At 46.2% G+C, this 16,233-nt stretch carries 10 protein-coding genes; 2 read left to right on the top strand and 8 right to left on the bottom strand.

Going from position 1 to position 16,233, the window contains the following annotated elements; translation table 11 throughout:
- Positions 1-163: 163 nt before the first annotated feature.
- Together ACS8FD_RS05765 and ACS8FD_RS05760 are read right to left on the bottom strand one after the other, a co-directional pair.
- Complete coding sequence (locus ACS8FD_RS05765; RefSeq protein WP_439274884.1) at positions 164-4,054, bottom strand: AAA family ATPase; 3,891 nt, start codon at positions 4,052-4,054, stop codon at positions 164-166.
- A 177-nt stretch (positions 4,055-4,231) separates the two neighbouring features.
- The gene (locus ACS8FD_RS05760; protein ID WP_439274883.1) at positions 4,232-5,035 is read right to left on the bottom strand and encodes a sulfite exporter TauE/SafE family protein; all 804 of its coding nucleotides are present in this window, start codon (positions 5,033-5,035) and stop codon (positions 4,232-4,234) included.
- 360 nt (positions 5,036-5,395) lie between these two features.
- Between ACS8FD_RS05760 and ACS8FD_RS05755 the strand changes: the two genes are divergently transcribed.
- Together ACS8FD_RS05755 and ACS8FD_RS05750 are read left to right on the top strand one after the other, a co-directional pair.
- On the top strand, positions 5,396-6,352 hold the full coding sequence (locus ACS8FD_RS05755; protein WP_439274882.1) for a biotin--[acetyl-CoA-carboxylase] ligase: 957 nt from the start codon (positions 5,396-5,398) through the stop codon (positions 6,350-6,352).
- Between the two features lie 34 nt (positions 6,353-6,386).
- Positions 6,387-7,124: a pantothenate kinase gene (locus ACS8FD_RS05750; protein WP_439274881.1), complete on the top strand. Its 738-nt coding sequence runs from the start codon at positions 6,387-6,389 to the stop codon at positions 7,122-7,124.
- An 84-nt stretch (positions 7,125-7,208) separates the two neighbouring features.
- Here the strand turns inward: ACS8FD_RS05750 and ACS8FD_RS05745 are convergent, their stop codons facing one another.
- The 6 genes from ACS8FD_RS05745 to ACS8FD_RS05720 all read right to left on the bottom strand — a co-directional run bounded on the left by ACS8FD_RS05745 (position 7,209) and on the right by ACS8FD_RS05720 (position 16,040).
- Positions 7,209-8,396: an isovaleryl-CoA dehydrogenase gene (locus tag ACS8FD_RS05745; RefSeq protein WP_439274880.1), complete on the bottom strand. Its 1,188-nt coding sequence runs from the start codon at positions 8,394-8,396 to the stop codon at positions 7,209-7,211.
- Positions 8,397-8,593: 197 nt separating this feature from the next.
- Entirely contained in the window at positions 8,594-9,514 is a 921-nt protein-coding gene (locus ACS8FD_RS05740; RefSeq protein ID WP_439274879.1) for a hydroxymethylglutaryl-CoA lyase, read from the bottom strand.
- Between the two features lie 11 nt (positions 9,515-9,525).
- Positions 9,526-11,670, bottom strand: coding sequence for an acetyl/propionyl/methylcrotonyl-CoA carboxylase subunit alpha (locus tag ACS8FD_RS05735; RefSeq protein WP_439274878.1), 2,145 nt, complete (start codon positions 11,668-11,670; stop codon positions 9,526-9,528).
- Positions 11,671-11,721: 51 nt separating this feature from the next.
- Positions 11,722-12,537 carry an enoyl-CoA hydratase/isomerase family protein gene (locus ACS8FD_RS05730; protein WP_439274877.1) on the bottom strand — a complete coding sequence of 272 codons (816 nt, stop codon included), beginning with the start codon at positions 12,535-12,537 and terminating at the stop codon, positions 11,722-11,724.
- Between the two features lie 50 nt (positions 12,538-12,587).
- Entirely contained in the window at positions 12,588-14,198 is a 1,611-nt protein-coding gene (locus ACS8FD_RS05725) for a carboxyl transferase domain-containing protein (RefSeq protein ID WP_439274876.1), read from the bottom strand.
- A gap of 72 nt (positions 14,199-14,270) precedes the next feature.
- Positions 14,271-16,040, bottom strand: coding sequence for an AMP-binding protein (locus ACS8FD_RS05720; protein ID WP_439274875.1), 1,770 nt, complete (start codon positions 16,038-16,040; stop codon positions 14,271-14,273).
- Positions 16,041-16,233 lie beyond the last annotated feature (193 nt).

Genomic DNA, 16,233 nt, shown 5'->3' with positions numbered 1-16,233 from the left:
CTACCTAAAAGCGTCATCACATTGTAACGGTTTGACACTTGTTAATAATCATCTTAGTGAGCTGCTGATTGGGTACCAACGAGCAAAAACGCGCCATAGATATAACTGCCCTGATTTTACCCTAAATTATAAAGTTTGTTTATCAATACTTAACTCGCAATACTTAACTTTCGATATATTTTTCGGCTTCGTCAAGCGAGACGCTCACTAATGTAGAGATGCCAGCGCTAGGCATAGTAATACCTTTAAGCTCATCGGCAATCTGCATCGAGAGTTTATTATGGCTAATAAAGATAAACTGTAAGTCATCAGCTAGCTCTGTAATGAGGCTAGTAAAACGTCCGACATTAGCATCGTCAAGCGGCGCATCGACTTCATCGAGCACACAAAATGGCGCCGGATGCTGCTTAAATATCGCAAAAATCAGGCTCAGCGCGGTCAAAGTTTTCTCGCCGCCCGAGAGTACGGCTAGGCGACTATTACGCTTACCTTTTGGCTGCGCCATTAAGGTCAAGCCTGCGCGCCAATGCTCAGATTTATCCACGCTGATATCAGCATTGGCATCAGCAGGCATATCCTCCAAATCTAGCGTTAGGCTGGCTTGCCCGCCACCGAATACTTTGGCGAACAATTTTGATAACTCACTATTGACCGACTCCAATGTCTGCATAAATAGCGTCTTGGTGGTCTCATCAATAGAAGCAATGGCCGCAGTCAAAGTCTGCATACTAGCAGCGATATCTTCAGTCTGCTGCGTTAGCGGCTCTAGGCGCTCATTGACCTCAGCCAGTTCTGCAACTGCCGCTAGATTGACCGCGCCTATTTTATTAATTCGCTGCTCAAGATTGGCTTGTTCGGCTTGTAGCTCAGCGATTTTCTCGGGACGGACACGGCGCTCATGAATGATAAAATCAGTTAGTAAGCTTGAAACGCTTATCGTCGGCGGTAATGGTTCAGGGCTGTTAGTGGCTTTGTCATTACGGTTAGCTAGAATGTGCTGATAATGATCGAGCGCATTTTGTACGTTGTCACTAGCGTCGTGAAGTTTGGACTCACTAAGCGCCAGCTCTGTGGCTTGTTTGGCGCTGTTATCTTGCTGAGTTTGCAAGGTTGTCTGCAGAGTGTCTAAGGCAGATTGCTGCTCATTATAATCGTGTTTAAGTGTGGTCAGAGTGACTTCACGCGCTGCTAATACATCTTGCTGCTCATCGCGCTTGGCTTTTATAGCCTGTAATGTGGCCTGCAGCGTTGGCAGTTGTTGTTGGTAGCTATCAAGGCTTGCGATCAGTGCTTGCCGATTTTGCCAAGACTCATCAAGAAACTTAGTGGCACGCTCCAGACTATTGGCACTATGCTCAAGACGCATCTCGATTTTTTGCTGGCGTAGCTGTAAGGCTTGCCAAGCGGCTTCAACATTTTGTCGATTACGTTGTAGCTCGTCACGCTCCACTTGGAGCTGTTTACGCTGCTGCTGTGCTGTTTGGATCTTAGACGTTACTACTTGCAAGTCTTTTTCGATTTGCTCGCGCTCATCAGCGAGTCGTTTTTGCTCTGCTACTAGCTCTTGTTGCTCATCTGCCAAAACCAGTTGTTCGCGCTGCAAACGCTGCGTGTCAGCTTGCCTTTGTTTAAGCGCAGCTTTTTCAGTCGCCAGTTGCTGCTGATAATGATAAACCTCACGGGTAAGCTGATCGTTTTGGGCGCGGCTCTCATCCAAGTTTACTTTTAGCGCGTCATACTCATTTTGGCTGTGCTTCATTTGCTTGTGCAAGCTATCAATATGCTCATCGCTACTATCGAGTAACTCTTCTAATTGGGTTAAACGCTGCTGTTGCTGGAGGCGCTGCGTCAAAAAATGACTGTTGTGCGTAGCATCTTTTTGCTTGGCTAATTGACCAAAGTTTATTGTGCCTTTGTCGCTGATAAGCCAACCCTTTGCGGTCAATAATAAAGCGGATGGCGGCAACACTTTTAAGATTTCGGTCAGTTCTATAGTGCTTTCGCGGCTAAGCTCATCTGCAATGTATAAATAGCACTGCTGCCATATCGCCAGCGCAGGCTTAGCAATCAGCGCTGAAAAAGGCAGAACTTTATCTTTCAAATCAGCGGGTAGCTCGCTAATAAAACTATTATTTACACTAGCGCGTTTTGTAGCGGGTAGCCATAAACTATAGCTACTGGTAACCCCTTTACTTTGCTTAGAATGGTCAATTTGATTATGCTGAAGACTAAGTAAATTGGGTAGGTATCCGTGAAGCTCTAGCTTTGAATTCAGATCAACTCGATCACCAATAAGCACTTGACTGTCTAGCCATAATGCTAATACGTTATCGAGGATTTGAGCATGCTGCTGACCGAGTTCACTCAGCTCAATTTGCTCGCGCAAAGTGGAAATCGGCAGTAGACTTTCATCTTCAATAGCGACGTTATTTGCCAAATCTTTATCCGACTTTGCCTGTTGCGTGGTCGACTTTTTAATAGGTTTGGGATGTAGTATTTTATGTAGCGTATCGTACTCGCCTGCCAATAGGGCATGGCTCTTTTCTTGTTCCGTCACCTCGCGTAGCTGCTCGGTCAAACGCTGCTGCAAAGTATGAGCTTGCGGTTGTAGCTCCGCTAGCCGTTCAGCGACGCTATCTTGCTGACGAGCGCGCTGCTGCAACTGAGTTTTTAAGTCGTTAATAAGGCTACTAGCATTGTCAGCATTGCTATCATGAGCTTGAGCATTGTTACTGGAAGCATCATCAACAGAAGGTAGCGTCTGTTGCCACAGCGTTTGCCAATGTTGCTGACGACTCGCGAGCTTATTTTGACCCAGCTGATGGCGTTTTTGCGCTTGGCTATTGAGCGCTTGTTGCTGCTCGAGGGTACGCGCGTTATCTTGCAGACGCGCTAACTGCGCTTGTGATTCAGAGCATGCACGTTGTAGCGGTTGCTCATCGGTTTGATAGTTTTGACGCTTTTTTGCTAGCTCAGTAAGCTCAGGCTGTAAACGATCAAGCGCTAGCTGCTGCTGATCCTGCTCAGCTTTTAGTCTATCAAGCTCATCAATCGACTGCTGACGTTGCCGCTCTAAATCAACTAACTGCTGTTTAATGGCGGTTGCTTTAGCGGTGATATCATTAAGCTCATATTCGGTTTGTTGACAGCTAAGCTGCTGCTTATAATGCGCGCTTTGCGCTTCATCTTTGAGCCATTGTTCTTGGTTAATCTGCGTGCTTAGTTTGTCTTGCTTATGCTTGAGCTGCTCATGATCAGCTTGTAGTTTTTTAAGCGCCAAGTCGCTACGCTCATAGTTCCTCTTATGTTGCAGCTGAGCTTGTTTGGCTTGATATAACTGCTGAATGGCCAGTTGTTGCTTGATATCCGCTAAGGTTTCATTCAGCTCATTATAACGCTGAGCGCTAGTCGCTTGACGCGCTAAGCTTTTCTGTTGACGGACCAGCTCGCTTTGCATATCATGCAGACGCGCTAAATTCTCTTGTGTCTTTTCGAGCTTCTTTTGCGTCTCTAGCCGGCGAGCTTGATAACGTGATACGCCTGCCGCTTCTTCAATGAACTCACGCAGCTGCATGGGACTTGAGTCAACAATACGGCCAATCATACCTTGCTCGATCACCGCATAACTGCGCGCGCCAAGCCCAGTGCCTAAGAAAACATCGACCACATCACGGCGACGACAACGCGTACCATTGATAAAATAATCAGAACGCCCCTCTAGATTAACTTGCCGGCGTACTGAGAGCTCCTGATAGAGGTTAAACTCATGGCGAATACCAGTTTGCTCATCTTGTGTATGCTCAAAAGTCAGCTCCACACTAGCGACGCTTTTGGCGGATTTGTCCTGCGTGCCAGCAAAGATCACATCACTCATCGCTCCGCCGCGCAACTGCTTGGCTGAGGTTTCGCCTAATACCCAACGTATAGCGTCAATGACATTTGATTTGCCACAGCCATTGGGCCCGACGATAGCAGTAATACCGCGAGGAAAGGTAAAGTTCGTAACATTGGCAAAGGATTTGAAGCCTGCCAGTTTAAGAGATTTTAGACGCATAAACGGTGAGCAGTTCGATAATAAAACAGGCGGCTATTTTACCTGAAATTGAGGTGGGTTTTTAGGATCTTTCAAGGTATTGTGTTTGCATGACATCAGCTTTGTCGTGAGAATGCTCAGTCGCTTTTCTTTGAATATAAACGTCCTTACTCCAAAAAAAACTCAAAAAGAAGGTAGTTACAACACCCCAATCCCGCTTAAAAACAACTGACCGCCTGCAAATATCAATAACACCCCAAAAGCCCGTTTTAGCATTAGCGCCGGTAGTTGGTGCGCTAGCTTTGCGCCAATTTTAGCAGTGATAAAACTCGCGACCGATATGCATAAAAAGCCGATGATATGTACGAAACCGATAGTTCCTTCAGGTAGGTTAACGACATCTTGACCAAACCATGCAAACCCCAGTGCTCCCGCCACCGCAATGGGCAAACCACAAGCGGCAGAAGTGCCGACCGCTTGCTTCATAGGTAGCCCTGCCCAATTCAGAAATGGCACGGTCAAACTACCGCCGCCGATCCCAAAGATAGACGACGCCATACCGATACCTGTCCCTGCTCCGAACTGTATGCCTTTAGAGGGTAGCGGTTTGCCTAACTGTTCCTTATTGGAGAAAAATAGCATTTTTAGCGCGACTAATAACGCGCCAACACCGATGATCGCTTGCAAAGCTTGTCCATTGATCCTATCGGCAATTCCCGCACCAACGACGCTACCAACCACTAAACCAATAGCCATACCGCGCCAGATCTCCCAGCGCACCCCGCCGCGTTTATTATGCGCGGTCAATGAGCTAATGGACGTGATAATAATAGTCGCTAAGGAAGTGCCAACGGCTAAGTGAGTGACGACTTCTGGCGAGAAGTTATACGCGGTAAAAATCCAAACTAGCGCAGGCACGATGATCATGCCGCCACCGATTCCGAATAATCCCGCGCAGACGCCAGCAAATGCGCCGGCAATCACAAACCATACATATAACATTATCGAAACCCTTTATTTTACGGTGTTATTATCCTGCTGTTTCATTGCGCTTTTATGGTACTGCTATTTAATAAGATATATTTTTAGCTCATAATTGAGCATTCAGCTAGTAGTAGCAGGCGCTTAGTATAGCAAAAACTTTTATTGTGACTTTGCTTTATACTTAATTCCTAGAAGCACAACCGCTATAGTTAATCCTAAATAAAAAGAGTACGGCTAAAGTAGCGTGCTACTGGTATAAATTTTCCTTGCGTGCTGCATTCCCAGAGGCTGCGAAAAATTCATTCCAGTAGCACTGTATTTATTTTATAGTGGATTGGCTATAGTGCTACAAGCCTATTGATTACAGCGATTACTGATATGTTTTTATCTATACAAACCACTAGCCTTGGCGCGCTTACCCACCGTCATGTCACGACGAGTGTATCGACCAATAGCGAGCTAATAGAAGCTATACAATCTGGTACTTTAAGTGCCAACGATAGACAGCTACTAACTGCTGAGACACAAACAGCGGGACGGGGGCAGCATACGCGCTCTTGGCAATCACCCATTGGCAACGTCTATTTGTCGTTATATCATCCGATTGGCATCCCTATCAGCGGTCTGCTGTCATTAATTATCGGTGCTAATTTAGCAAAAATGCCTGTGATTCAAGCCCTTAACTTGCAATTGACAGCGCAAACAAAAACGCCTATTGGCGTAAAATGGGCCAATGATTTAGGTTTTTATCCGCTGCAAAAGCAAGATTTAAACTTTGGTTTTAATAAACACAACCTCATCGCTTTTAATAAATTAGCTGGCATTTTAATTGAGCCGGTATGGATAGCAAGTCAGCTAAAAGGCATCGTTATAGGCGTAGGATTAAATGTAGCGGCGACTCCTAAGCTGACGGAGCAAACGCTAGAAGGCATGAGTTATCAAGCTATTAGCTTACAAGATATTTATGAGTCGATAAAAAAAGATGAAAAGGACAATCCGCTAGAGCCTTTACCAAGCTTAGCTGTGATGTATGAGCAAATCAGTCAGGCTTTACTAGACGCTGTTGAGTGCTTCAAAAATATAGCAGCTGAAAAGTCTAATTTACAGCCCAGCTCTACTCAGTATGCAATGGCTCAATTTAACCAACAGTTTAAAGAGCAAGATGCACTCAAAAGTTTGAAAGTAAGAATTACGCAAAATCTCAATAATGAGGAGTACATTCTCGAAGGCCAGACTTATGGGATCGATACAAACGGCTGTTTGCAATTACAGCAAGATAACGGTAATATTTCAGCAATTTTTACCGGTCGCATTGATGTCATAAATGAGACCTAACGAGCACTAGATAAAGGGCCAATAAGGAAACACTATGCTCTGGCTAGATCTAGGTAATACCCGACTGAAATACTGGCTGACGGACGATATTGGGCAGATTGTCTCGCACAATGCACGGCAGCATCTGCAAGCGCCTGCTGAGCTACTCATGGGCCTGACTGATAGATTTGAGCGCTATGCGCCTGATTTTATCGGTATCTCATCGGTGCTTGGCGATGAGCTCAATAGCCAAGTAGCGCAGACGCTCAGTCGGCTTAACATTCCCTTTGAGTTTGTGAATGTCGATGCCTCTCATGCGCTGATGAGCAGTCGTTATGATGCCAAGCAACTGGGCTGTGATCGTTGGCTACAGATGCTAGGCGCAGTGGATAAAACGAAGCGCCAATGTGTGGTGGGCTGCGGGACAGCGGTCACGATAGATTTGATCGATCATGCCGAGCATTTGGGCGGCTATATTTTTCCGAGCATCTATTTGCAGCGCGAATCGCTATTTTCAGGTACTAAGCAGATTACTATCTCGAACGGTGCTTTTGATAGTATCGCTCAAGGGATAACCACACAGGATGCGGTACATCACGGGATATTATTATCTATCGTTGGCGCTATCAATGAGATTACTCATCGGCACCCCAATTTTGAGCTAATAATGACCGGCGGTGATGCGACTATGATCGCCGAGCACGTCAATCGTCCGGTAAGGCTACGTGATGACTTACTGCTCAACGGCTTAGCTAGGTATTTCGATCATAGCAAAAAGCAACTGATGGTTTAAAGCTATATTAAGGGCGTTACAAATAAAAAAGCAGTAGGTCTTGGACTTACTGCTTTTTCTATTACAAAATCGACTCTAAACTACTTACTTAGTCTCATTAAACAATTCGCGTCCAATCAGCATACGGCGAATCTCGCTCGTCCCTGCACCAATCTCGTATAGCTTAGCATCGCGCCACAAGCGACCGAGCGGATACTCATTAGTATAGCCGTTACCACCAAAGATTTGGATGCCATCGCCCGCCATAAGTGTGGCTTTTTCTGCGCACCATAGAATCACACTAGCGCAGTCTTTGCGTACTTGCCGGCTATGACCAGCACCTTGGGCATCCAGCATATCTAAGTTTTTGCCAACGGTATATAAGAAGCTACGTCCGGCCTGCAAGATAGTATACATATCGGCGACTTTGCCTTGGATAAGCTGAAACTCACCGATCGCTTGACCGAACTGCTTACGGTCATGAATGTAAGGCACAACATTATCCATCACGGCTTGCATAATGCCGATAGGACCAGCCGCTAATACCGCGCGCTCATAATCAAGCCCACTCATTAGTACTTTCACCCCATTATTCAGACCGCCTAAGATGTTTTCTTTGGGGACTCTAACATTATTAAACGTCATCTCGCCAGTATGGCTACCGCGCATGCCGAGCTTATCGAGCTTCTGCGCCGTACCGAAACCCTCCATACCTTTTTCGATAATAAAAGCGGTGATACCTTGCGCGCCAAGCTCTGGATTGGTTTTGGCATAGACCACCATGACATCGGCATCTGGACCGTTAGTAATCCACATTTTGCTGCCATTTAGCACATAGACATCGCCTTTATCTTCGGCTTTGAGTTTCATACTAGTGACGTCAGAACCTGCACCCGTCTCACTCATAGCTAAAGCGCCGATGAACTCGCCGGTGATTAGCTTCGGTAAAAACTTCTGCTTTTGCGCCTCATTACCGTTACGTTTGATTTGATTGACGCAAAGGTTTGAGTGTGCGCCATAACTTAGACCAATAGAAGCTGAGGCGCGACTAATCTCCTCCATCGCCACCATATGCGCGACATACCCCATATTAGCGCCGCCATATTCTTCAGGTACGGTAATGCCATGCAAGCCTAAATCGCCCATTTTTTGCCAAAGATCCATTGGAAACTCATCGCTACTATCAATCTCGCCTGCGCGTGGGGTAATTTCTTTGGCGGCGAACTGTGCCACCACATCACGCAAAGCATCGATATCTTCGCCAAGCTGAAAATCTAAACCGGGTAAACTCATAATGGTTCCTTATTTATACTCTTTTAATCTGTTACTAGAATTAGAATACTTATATAAAAATATAGCATGTATAAAAATGGTATGGCTGGAATAAATTTTTTGAAGCCTCTGGAGTGACGAAGTCACACAGCAAGCGCATAAAATTTGTGCCAGCTATACCCAATGGTATCTATTTACTTTAACTACAATGTGATTGCTTAAATTGAACGCTTATTAATCAAAGCCCGCGCCACATTAGAATCGTTACGGCGTCCTAGAAATTCACTAATGCGCTCACCTGCAACGACTAATTTATCTAGATCAATACCAGTCTCAATACCCATACCATGCAGCATGTAGACCACGTCTTCGGTAGCGACATTACCCGTAGCGCCTTTGGCATAAGGACAACCACCGAGGCCGGCTACTGAAGTATCAAATTCACTTACGCCCATCTCGAGCGCCGCTAAGGTATTGCTCAGCGCCTGTCCATAAGTATCATGAAAGTGCCCTGAGATGTGCTCAATATCGATATATTCTAAAGCCGCTTGCAAGGCCTTTTTCACTTTGATGGGCGTGCCTACTCCTATGGTATCGGCAACGCCAATTTGCTCTGCGCCAATCTCAACCAAGCGTTTAGTCACATAAGCGACTTGGCTGGGGTCAATCTCGCCTTCATAAGGACAGCCGACCGTGCAGGAAATCACGCCGCGAACTTTGATGCCTTGCGCTTTTGCAGCAGCAGCCACTGGCGCAAACCGTTCAATACTCTCATCGATACTACAATTAATATTTTTTTGGCTAAAGGTTTCACTCGCTGAGGCAAAGATAACCACCTCATCAGGGTGATGCTTAGCAGCATTATCAAAGCCGCGCATATTCGGCACGAGCACCGAATAGATGACATCATCTTGACGGCTAGGCTCAAGCGCGTTCATGAGCTCGCTATTATCGCCCATCTGTGGCACCCACTTTGGCGACACAAAGCTAGTGGTCTCAATCTTCTTAATCCCTGCCGCGATTAAGTCTTCGATCAATGCTTGCTTCACTGCGGTTGGCACGGTCATTGATTCGTTTTGCAAGCCATCACGCGGACTAACATCGACGATAGAAACGTGCTTTGGGTAAGAGTTATTCATAGTTATTATCCTTAAGCTTCGCTCGTTTCGCTATCAATACGTAACAGCTCATCACCATCAGCCACTAAGTCGCCCGCAGAGAATAGCAATTCGGCTACTACCCCGTCAGTTGGTGCGGTAATGGTATGTTCGATTTTCATCGCTTCAATCACCGCCAACGCCTCCCCTTGCTTGACGCTATCACCAACAGCGACCTTGAATGCGATAACTTGCCCGGGCATAGGCGACTTTAGGCTACCTACTGCAGCAGTATCTCCACCCACATGCGCCATGACGTCGATGAGCTTAATCTGATCGCGACCGGTGTCAGTAAAGACGTAAACCGTCTCGTTATGCGTCCAACTTTGCGCTTTAATACGCGCATCATCGAGCCATAAAGTATGGTTATGAGCGTCATCACTATGGTAGCTGACTTGAGCGTTATATAAACACTCATCTGACTTCTCTACAGTACTGCTTTTAGAATTATCAGCATCAAGCCCATTCGTATCTTTTTTGATGGTTAAAGAAAAATACTGGCTATTATCCGCATTTTTTTGACTTTTTGTATTACTAGCATTGTGCCAATCGCTAATATAGGCAAGGTAGTTTTGCTCATTGAAGATCAGACTAAAAGGTCGTGAGTAGTCGGAATAAGCACGGAATGCAGATGCCTGACTAAAAGGGTCGTTAGCATTATTATTGAGGCTAATATTATCTGTCTCACTAGCCAACTGCTGCACGACAGCGGTGGTCACTAGTGTCGATAAATTCAATGGATGCTGATTAAATAGCTCATCTGCTTCGCGCGCGATAAGCGCCGTATCCAGATTAGCCTGACTAAAGGAGTCGGTATTGATCACATAACGTAGAAACGCTACATTATTCGGTAGGCCGACGATACGGGTGAGTGCTAACGCTCGATCCAGTTTAGCCAACGCTTGCGCGCGAGTCGGCGCATGGACGATAAGCTTCGCAATCATCGAGTCATAAAAGGGGCTAATTACATCACCCTCGCGCACGCCATCATCGATACGCACATCATTACCTTGGTCATTGGTGCTAATAGTAAAAGTGCTGTGCGTGGGCTTTTGATAAGTAAATAGCGTGCCCGTCGCTGGCAAGAAGTCATTATCAGGATTCTCAGCACAGATACGCGCCTCAATCGCATGACCGTTTATCTTAAGCTGATCTTGAGACTTCGGCAGCTTCTGACCCGCTGCAACCAGTAATTGCCATTCAACTAAATCGACACCCGTAATCGCTTCAGTCACAGGATGCTCGACTTGCAAACGCGTATTCATCTCCATGAAATAAAAGCTCATACCCGTGTCGCGCTGCTCAACGATAAACTCTACCGTACCAGCACCGACATAATCGACCGCGCGCGCGGCATCAATCGCCGCCCTGCCCATTGCAGCACGCATGGACTCATCAACGTCAGGCGCAGGCGCTTCTTCTAGCACCTTTTGATGACGACGCTGTACGGAACAATCGCGCTCAAACAGATGCACGTAATTACCGTGGCTATCGCCGAAGACTTGAATCTCGATATGACGCGGTTTGAGGGCATACTTTTCGATCAACACTTGGTCATTGCCAAAGCTGGTGATGGCTTCACGGCGACAAGACTCTAAAAGATCGGTAAAGTTCTTGCTATCCTCAACGATACGCATACCTTTACCGCCACCACCCGCACTAGCTTTGATCAATACTGGATAGCCGATAGCATCCGCTTGAGCCTTTAAAAAATCGCTGTCTTGATTATCGCCGTGATAACCGGGAATGAGCGGCACATTCGCCGCTTCCATTAAACGTTTAGACTCCGACTTACCGCCCATCGCTCGAATGGCAACACTTGACGGCCCAATAAAAATTAAGCCAGCATCTTGGCACGCTTCAGCAAAGTCGGCATTCTCACTCAAGAAGCCATAGCCTGGGTGAATAGCCTCAGCGCCACGCTCCTTAGCAATGGCAATGATAGCATCACCTTTCAAGTAGCTATCTTTGGGCGCAGAGCCGCCGAGATAAACGGCTTCGTCACAAACAGCGACATGCTTAGCATATTGATCGGCATCTGAATAAACCGCGACTGTACGTACGCCTAAACGCTTGGCAGTAGCCGCCACTCGGCAAGCGATTTCACCACGGTTGGCAATGAGTATTTTGGAGAACATAGCAATTCCTGTGCTTTATATTTGATATTTTATCTTCATTTTAATTGGTTACTATTCCTTATCAGCTAACCAATCAGGCTTACGCTTTTGCAAGAAGGCTTGCACCCCTTCCTTGCCTTGCTCTGACGCGCGAATATCAGCAATCTCTTTTACCGTATCAGCGATTAACTCATCGTCAATGCTCTCGCCTGCAATATTATGGAGTAAGCGCTTGCAAGTCTTAACAGCATCGGGGCTATTATTGACAATCTTCGCGCATAGCGTAGCGACCGTATCATCAAGACTCTCTTCACTGATACGCTCATGAATAAACCCAAGTTGCCGTGCTTTTTTTGCATTGAACACTTCGGCGGTCAAAAAATAACGCTGCGACGCACGCGCACCTAATGCTTTTATCACATAAGGGCTAATAGTCGCCGGCGCCAGACCTAAACGCACTTCACTCAAGCAAAAGTTAGCATTCTTCACGGCAATAGCGATATCACACACTGCGACTAACCCCATACCGCCGGCATAGACGTCACCTTGAATGGCGGCAATAGTGGGCTTGGGACAGTCATAAATTGTTTTGAGCATTTGCGCGAGTTTATCGGCATCGGCTAAATTTTCTTCATAATTATAGTCCGCCATCGCGCGCATCCAGTTTAGATCGGCGCCCGCACAAAAGGCTTTGCCCGCTGCTGCTAAGACAACAACGCGAACCGCATCACTTCGACCTAATGTCTCAAAAACTGCTGTCAATTCGCTAATGGTTTCATCATTAAAAGCATTGCGAATCTCAGGACGATTGAGAGTTACTGTCGCGACGTAGTTTTCTATGGTTACTAGTAGATTGTTATAGTTGTTGTTTAATTTATCATTTTGCATAGTATTCTCTATCTTATTTATCGTACTTATCTTTGAAGATGAAAAACCAATTACATCCTAAAAATGCCAAAAGTGGTCTCTTCGATAGGGGCGTTATGAGCAGCGCTTAATCCTAAAGCTAAAACCTGACGCGTATCTGCTGGATCAATCACGCCATCATCCCATAACCTTGCGGTGGCATAATAAGGATGGCCTTGCTCTTCATACATCTCACGTATCGGCGCTTTAAATGACTCTTCATCATCTTCACTCCACGCCTCGCCACTGCGTTCAAAATTATCACGCTTCACCGTTGCTAATACCGAAGCGGCTTGCTCGCCGCCCATTACGGAGATACGAGCGTTTGGCCACATCCACAAAAACCTCGGATCATAAGCGCGGCCACACATACCATAATTTCCCGCGCCAAAAGAGCCACCGACGATGACGGTGAATTTAGGCACTTTGGCATTGGCAACTGCCATCACCATTTTGGCGCCATGACGGGCGATGCCTTCGTTTTCGTATTTACGCCCGACCATAAAGCCGGTGATATTCTGCAAAAACACTAAAGGGATTTTGCGTTTACAACACAGCTCGATAAAGTGCGTACCTTTTTGCGCCGACTCACTGAACAAAATGCCGTTATTGGCAATAATACCGACAGGCATGCCTTCTATATGGGCAAAGCCGCAAATAAGAGTATTAGCAAAGCGCGCTTTAAATTCGTCAAAGGCGCTATCATCGACGATACGAGCGATGATTTCTTTAATATCAAACGGTTGACGCTTATCAGTCGGAATAATGCCATATAGCTCCTTGGCATCATAACGCGGTGGTCGCGGGGTGATTTGATTGGAAATGACTTTCGCATCGCGGTTTAAATGTCCGACGATGTCGCGGGCAATGGATAACGCATGCGTATCGTTTTGCGCCAAATAGTCGACCACCCCTGACAGGCGCGTATGTACATCACCGCCGCCTAAATCCTCCGCGCTCACCTCTTCGCCCGTTGCCGCTTTGACCAGTGGCGGGCCACCTAAAAAGATGGTGCCTTGGTCTTTAACAATGATAGATTCATCACTCATCGCGGGTACATAAGCGCCGCCTGCAGTACAGCTCCCCATGACTACCGCGATTTGCGGAATACCTGCCGCGCTCAGATTGGCTTGATTGAAGAAGATACGCCCGAAGTCGTCTTTATCAGGGAACACCTCATCTTGATTGGGCAAATTAGCGCCGCCTGAATCGACGAGATAAACACAAGGTAGATGATTCTGCTGTGCAATTTCTTGCGCGCGTAAATGTTTTTTTACCGTCATCGGATAATAAGTGCCGCCTTTCACGGTAGCGTCATTACAGACGATCATGCACTCAATACCATTAATACGGCCAATACCAGCAATGACTCCTGCTGCTGGAATATCTTCGCCATACATATCGTGCGCCGCCATCGGGGCGACTTCTAAAAACGGCGTGCCGACATCGAGCAGACGCTCTACGCGCTCGCGAGGCAGTAACTTACCGCGCGCTAGGTGCTTGGCCCTAGCTCGCTCTGAACCGCCTTGGGCAATTCTACTTAAATGCTGATACAAGTCATCGACGATAGCTTGCATTGCTCTACTGTTTTGCTGAAACTCAAAGGAGTTTGGGCTTAGTTTACTGTTAATAATAGCGCTCATGGTATTCCTTGTCATTTATCTTTTTACTTAGCAATTTATCTCAAAGCTCACTCTAACCACACTCAATCAAAGTTACACCAAACCTAACTCTTCTTTCATCTGCTCAATGATTTTATACTTTTGAATTTTACCCGTTATGGTCATCGGGTATTCACTGACAAAACGATAATAAGCTGGGATTTTATAATGGGCGATATTATCGCGGCAGAACTGTTCGACCTCCTCTTCACTCAAGCTATCTGGCTCTTTAGGGATAATCCACGCGGCCAACACTTCGCCATAGCGCTCATCAGGAATACCAACGATTTGTACATCGCGAATCTTGGGATGACGATAAAGATAGTTTTCAATCTCAACAGGATATATATTTTCGCCGCCGCGGATGACCATGTCTTTACTACGACCGACGACTTTGACATAGCCATCTTCATCCATCGTAGCTAAGTCACCGGTATGCATCCAGCCGTCTTGTATCGCCTCGCGGGTTTTAAAGCGGTCACCCCAGTAACCTTTCATCACCGAATAGCCTTTTGTGAGTAGCTCGCCTGTCGCGCCTATTGGCAGAATCTCGCCGGTTTCAGTATCGACAACTTTGACCTCAAGCGCAGGCTGTACCAGTCCTACGGTCGAGACTTGTTTCTCAAGTGGGGTATGCTCATTAGTTTGACAAGAGACGGGACTGGTCTCCGTCATACCGTAAGCAATGGTTACCTCTTTCATGTGCATCTTGTCAATGACGCGGCGCATGACTTCAATCGGACAGCTAGAGCCTGCCATAATGCCGGTACGTAAGCTCGATAAGTCAAAGCTATCAAAATCAGGATGATCAAGCTCAGCGATAAACATCGTTGGCACGCCATGCAGAGCGGTACAGCGCTCTTCTTGCACGGCTTGTAAGACACTAAGGGGCTCGAAACCATCGTTCGGATAAACGATACAGCCGCCGTGGGTCAAAATCGCTAAATTACCTAGCACCATACCAAAACAGTGGTAGAGCGGTACTGGAATGCATAGCCTATCCTCAAAGGTGAGGTTCATGGCCTCACCGATAAAGTAGCCATTATTTAAGATATTGCGATGGGTTAAAGTCGCGCCTTTAGGTGTCCCAGTGGTGCCGCTAGTAAACTGTACGTTGATAGCGTCGGTGTTCTTAAGCTGAGCTTGGCGCTCGGCAATACGGGGATCATTGGCATCGCCTTCCGCTATCCAATCCGAGAACTTTTGCATATAGCTAAAGTCTTCTTCATCCGCTGCACTATCAATCCAAATAATACGCTCAACCGTCGGTATCTCAACTAAATCGAGCTGATTAAAATTTTTGTGATAAATCTCAGGACAAAGCTCGCGAATCATCTGCGCATAATCGCTGCTTTTAAAGTGCCGCATGAGCACCAGAGCTGAGCAGCCTAATTTATTTAGGGCGTATTGCAGCTCAAAGGTACGATACGCCGGATTGATATTAACTAAGATGACGCCAACTTTAGCAGTAGCGAGCTGCATCAGTAACCACTCGCTGTTATTATGCGACCAGATACCGATACGATCACCAATCTCAAGCCCCATCTCGATAATGGCGCTGGCGAGTTTATTAACTTTTTGTTGCAGTTCTTTATAAGTCCAACGGATATTTTGATGGCGCACCACTAACGCTTCGCGCTCAGGATATTTAGTAACGATAGCATCAAAGAAATCGCCAATAGTGGCTTCTATGAGCGCTACATCGGGACCTTTATCATAACTTTGCATAAGAGGTGCATTAGCGGAGCGTGCGCCCATATTTATTTTTGGAATATTATTTAAAATATCGCTGGAGACAGTGTTGAGTGAGGGGGATTGAATCATAACGAGTCCTTTCGTTTTACTTTTTCGTTTTGCTTATTAAGCTTATAGATAGACCTATTGTGCTTTGTTTGTCCTTTATACTCACTCACTATAACGTCTGAAATGAAATTCTGTCAATCATATTGATACAAGATGTCTCATTCACATAATTAATAGCCGTTGCAATAAATAAATAGCCATAAAAAAGCCAATC

This window comes from Psychrobacter sp. 1U2, assembly GCF_051847575.1.
This window is presented reverse-complemented; position numbering and strand designations above follow the sequence as displayed.

Excerpts from the sequence above, each read along its gene's own strand:
- ACS8FD_RS05720 (WP_439274875.1), bottom strand. The coding sequence starts at position 16,040 with ATGATTCAATCCCCCTCACTCAACACTGTCTCCAGCGATATTTTAAAT.
- ACS8FD_RS05745 (WP_439274880.1), bottom strand. The coding sequence starts at position 8,396 with ATGAGTTTACCCGGTTTAGATTTTCAGCTTGGCGAAGATATCGATGCT.
- ACS8FD_RS05740 (WP_439274879.1), bottom strand. The coding sequence starts at position 9,514 with ATGAATAACTCTTACCCAAAGCACGTTTCTATCGTCGATGTTAGTCCG.
- ACS8FD_RS05730 (WP_439274877.1), bottom strand. The coding sequence starts at position 12,537 with ATGCAAAATGATAAATTAAACAACAACTATAACAATCTACTAGTAACC.
- ACS8FD_RS05760 (WP_439274883.1), bottom strand. The coding sequence starts at position 5,035 with ATGTTATATGTATGGTTTGTGATTGCCGGCGCATTTGCTGGCGTCTGC.
- ACS8FD_RS05735 (WP_439274878.1), bottom strand. The coding sequence starts at position 11,670 with ATGTTCTCCAAAATACTCATTGCCAACCGTGGTGAAATCGCTTGCCGA.
- ACS8FD_RS05765 (WP_439274884.1), bottom strand. The coding sequence starts at position 4,054 with ATGCGTCTAAAATCTCTTAAACTGGCAGGCTTCAAATCCTTTGCCAAT.
- ACS8FD_RS05750 (WP_439274881.1), top strand. The coding sequence starts at position 6,387 with ATGCTCTGGCTAGATCTAGGTAATACCCGACTGAAATACTGGCTGACG.
- ACS8FD_RS05725 (WP_439274876.1), bottom strand. The coding sequence starts at position 14,198 with ATGAGCGCTATTATTAACAGTAAACTAAGCCCAAACTCCTTTGAGTTT.
- ACS8FD_RS05755 (WP_439274882.1), top strand. The coding sequence starts at position 5,396 with ATGTTTTTATCTATACAAACCACTAGCCTTGGCGCGCTTACCCACCGT.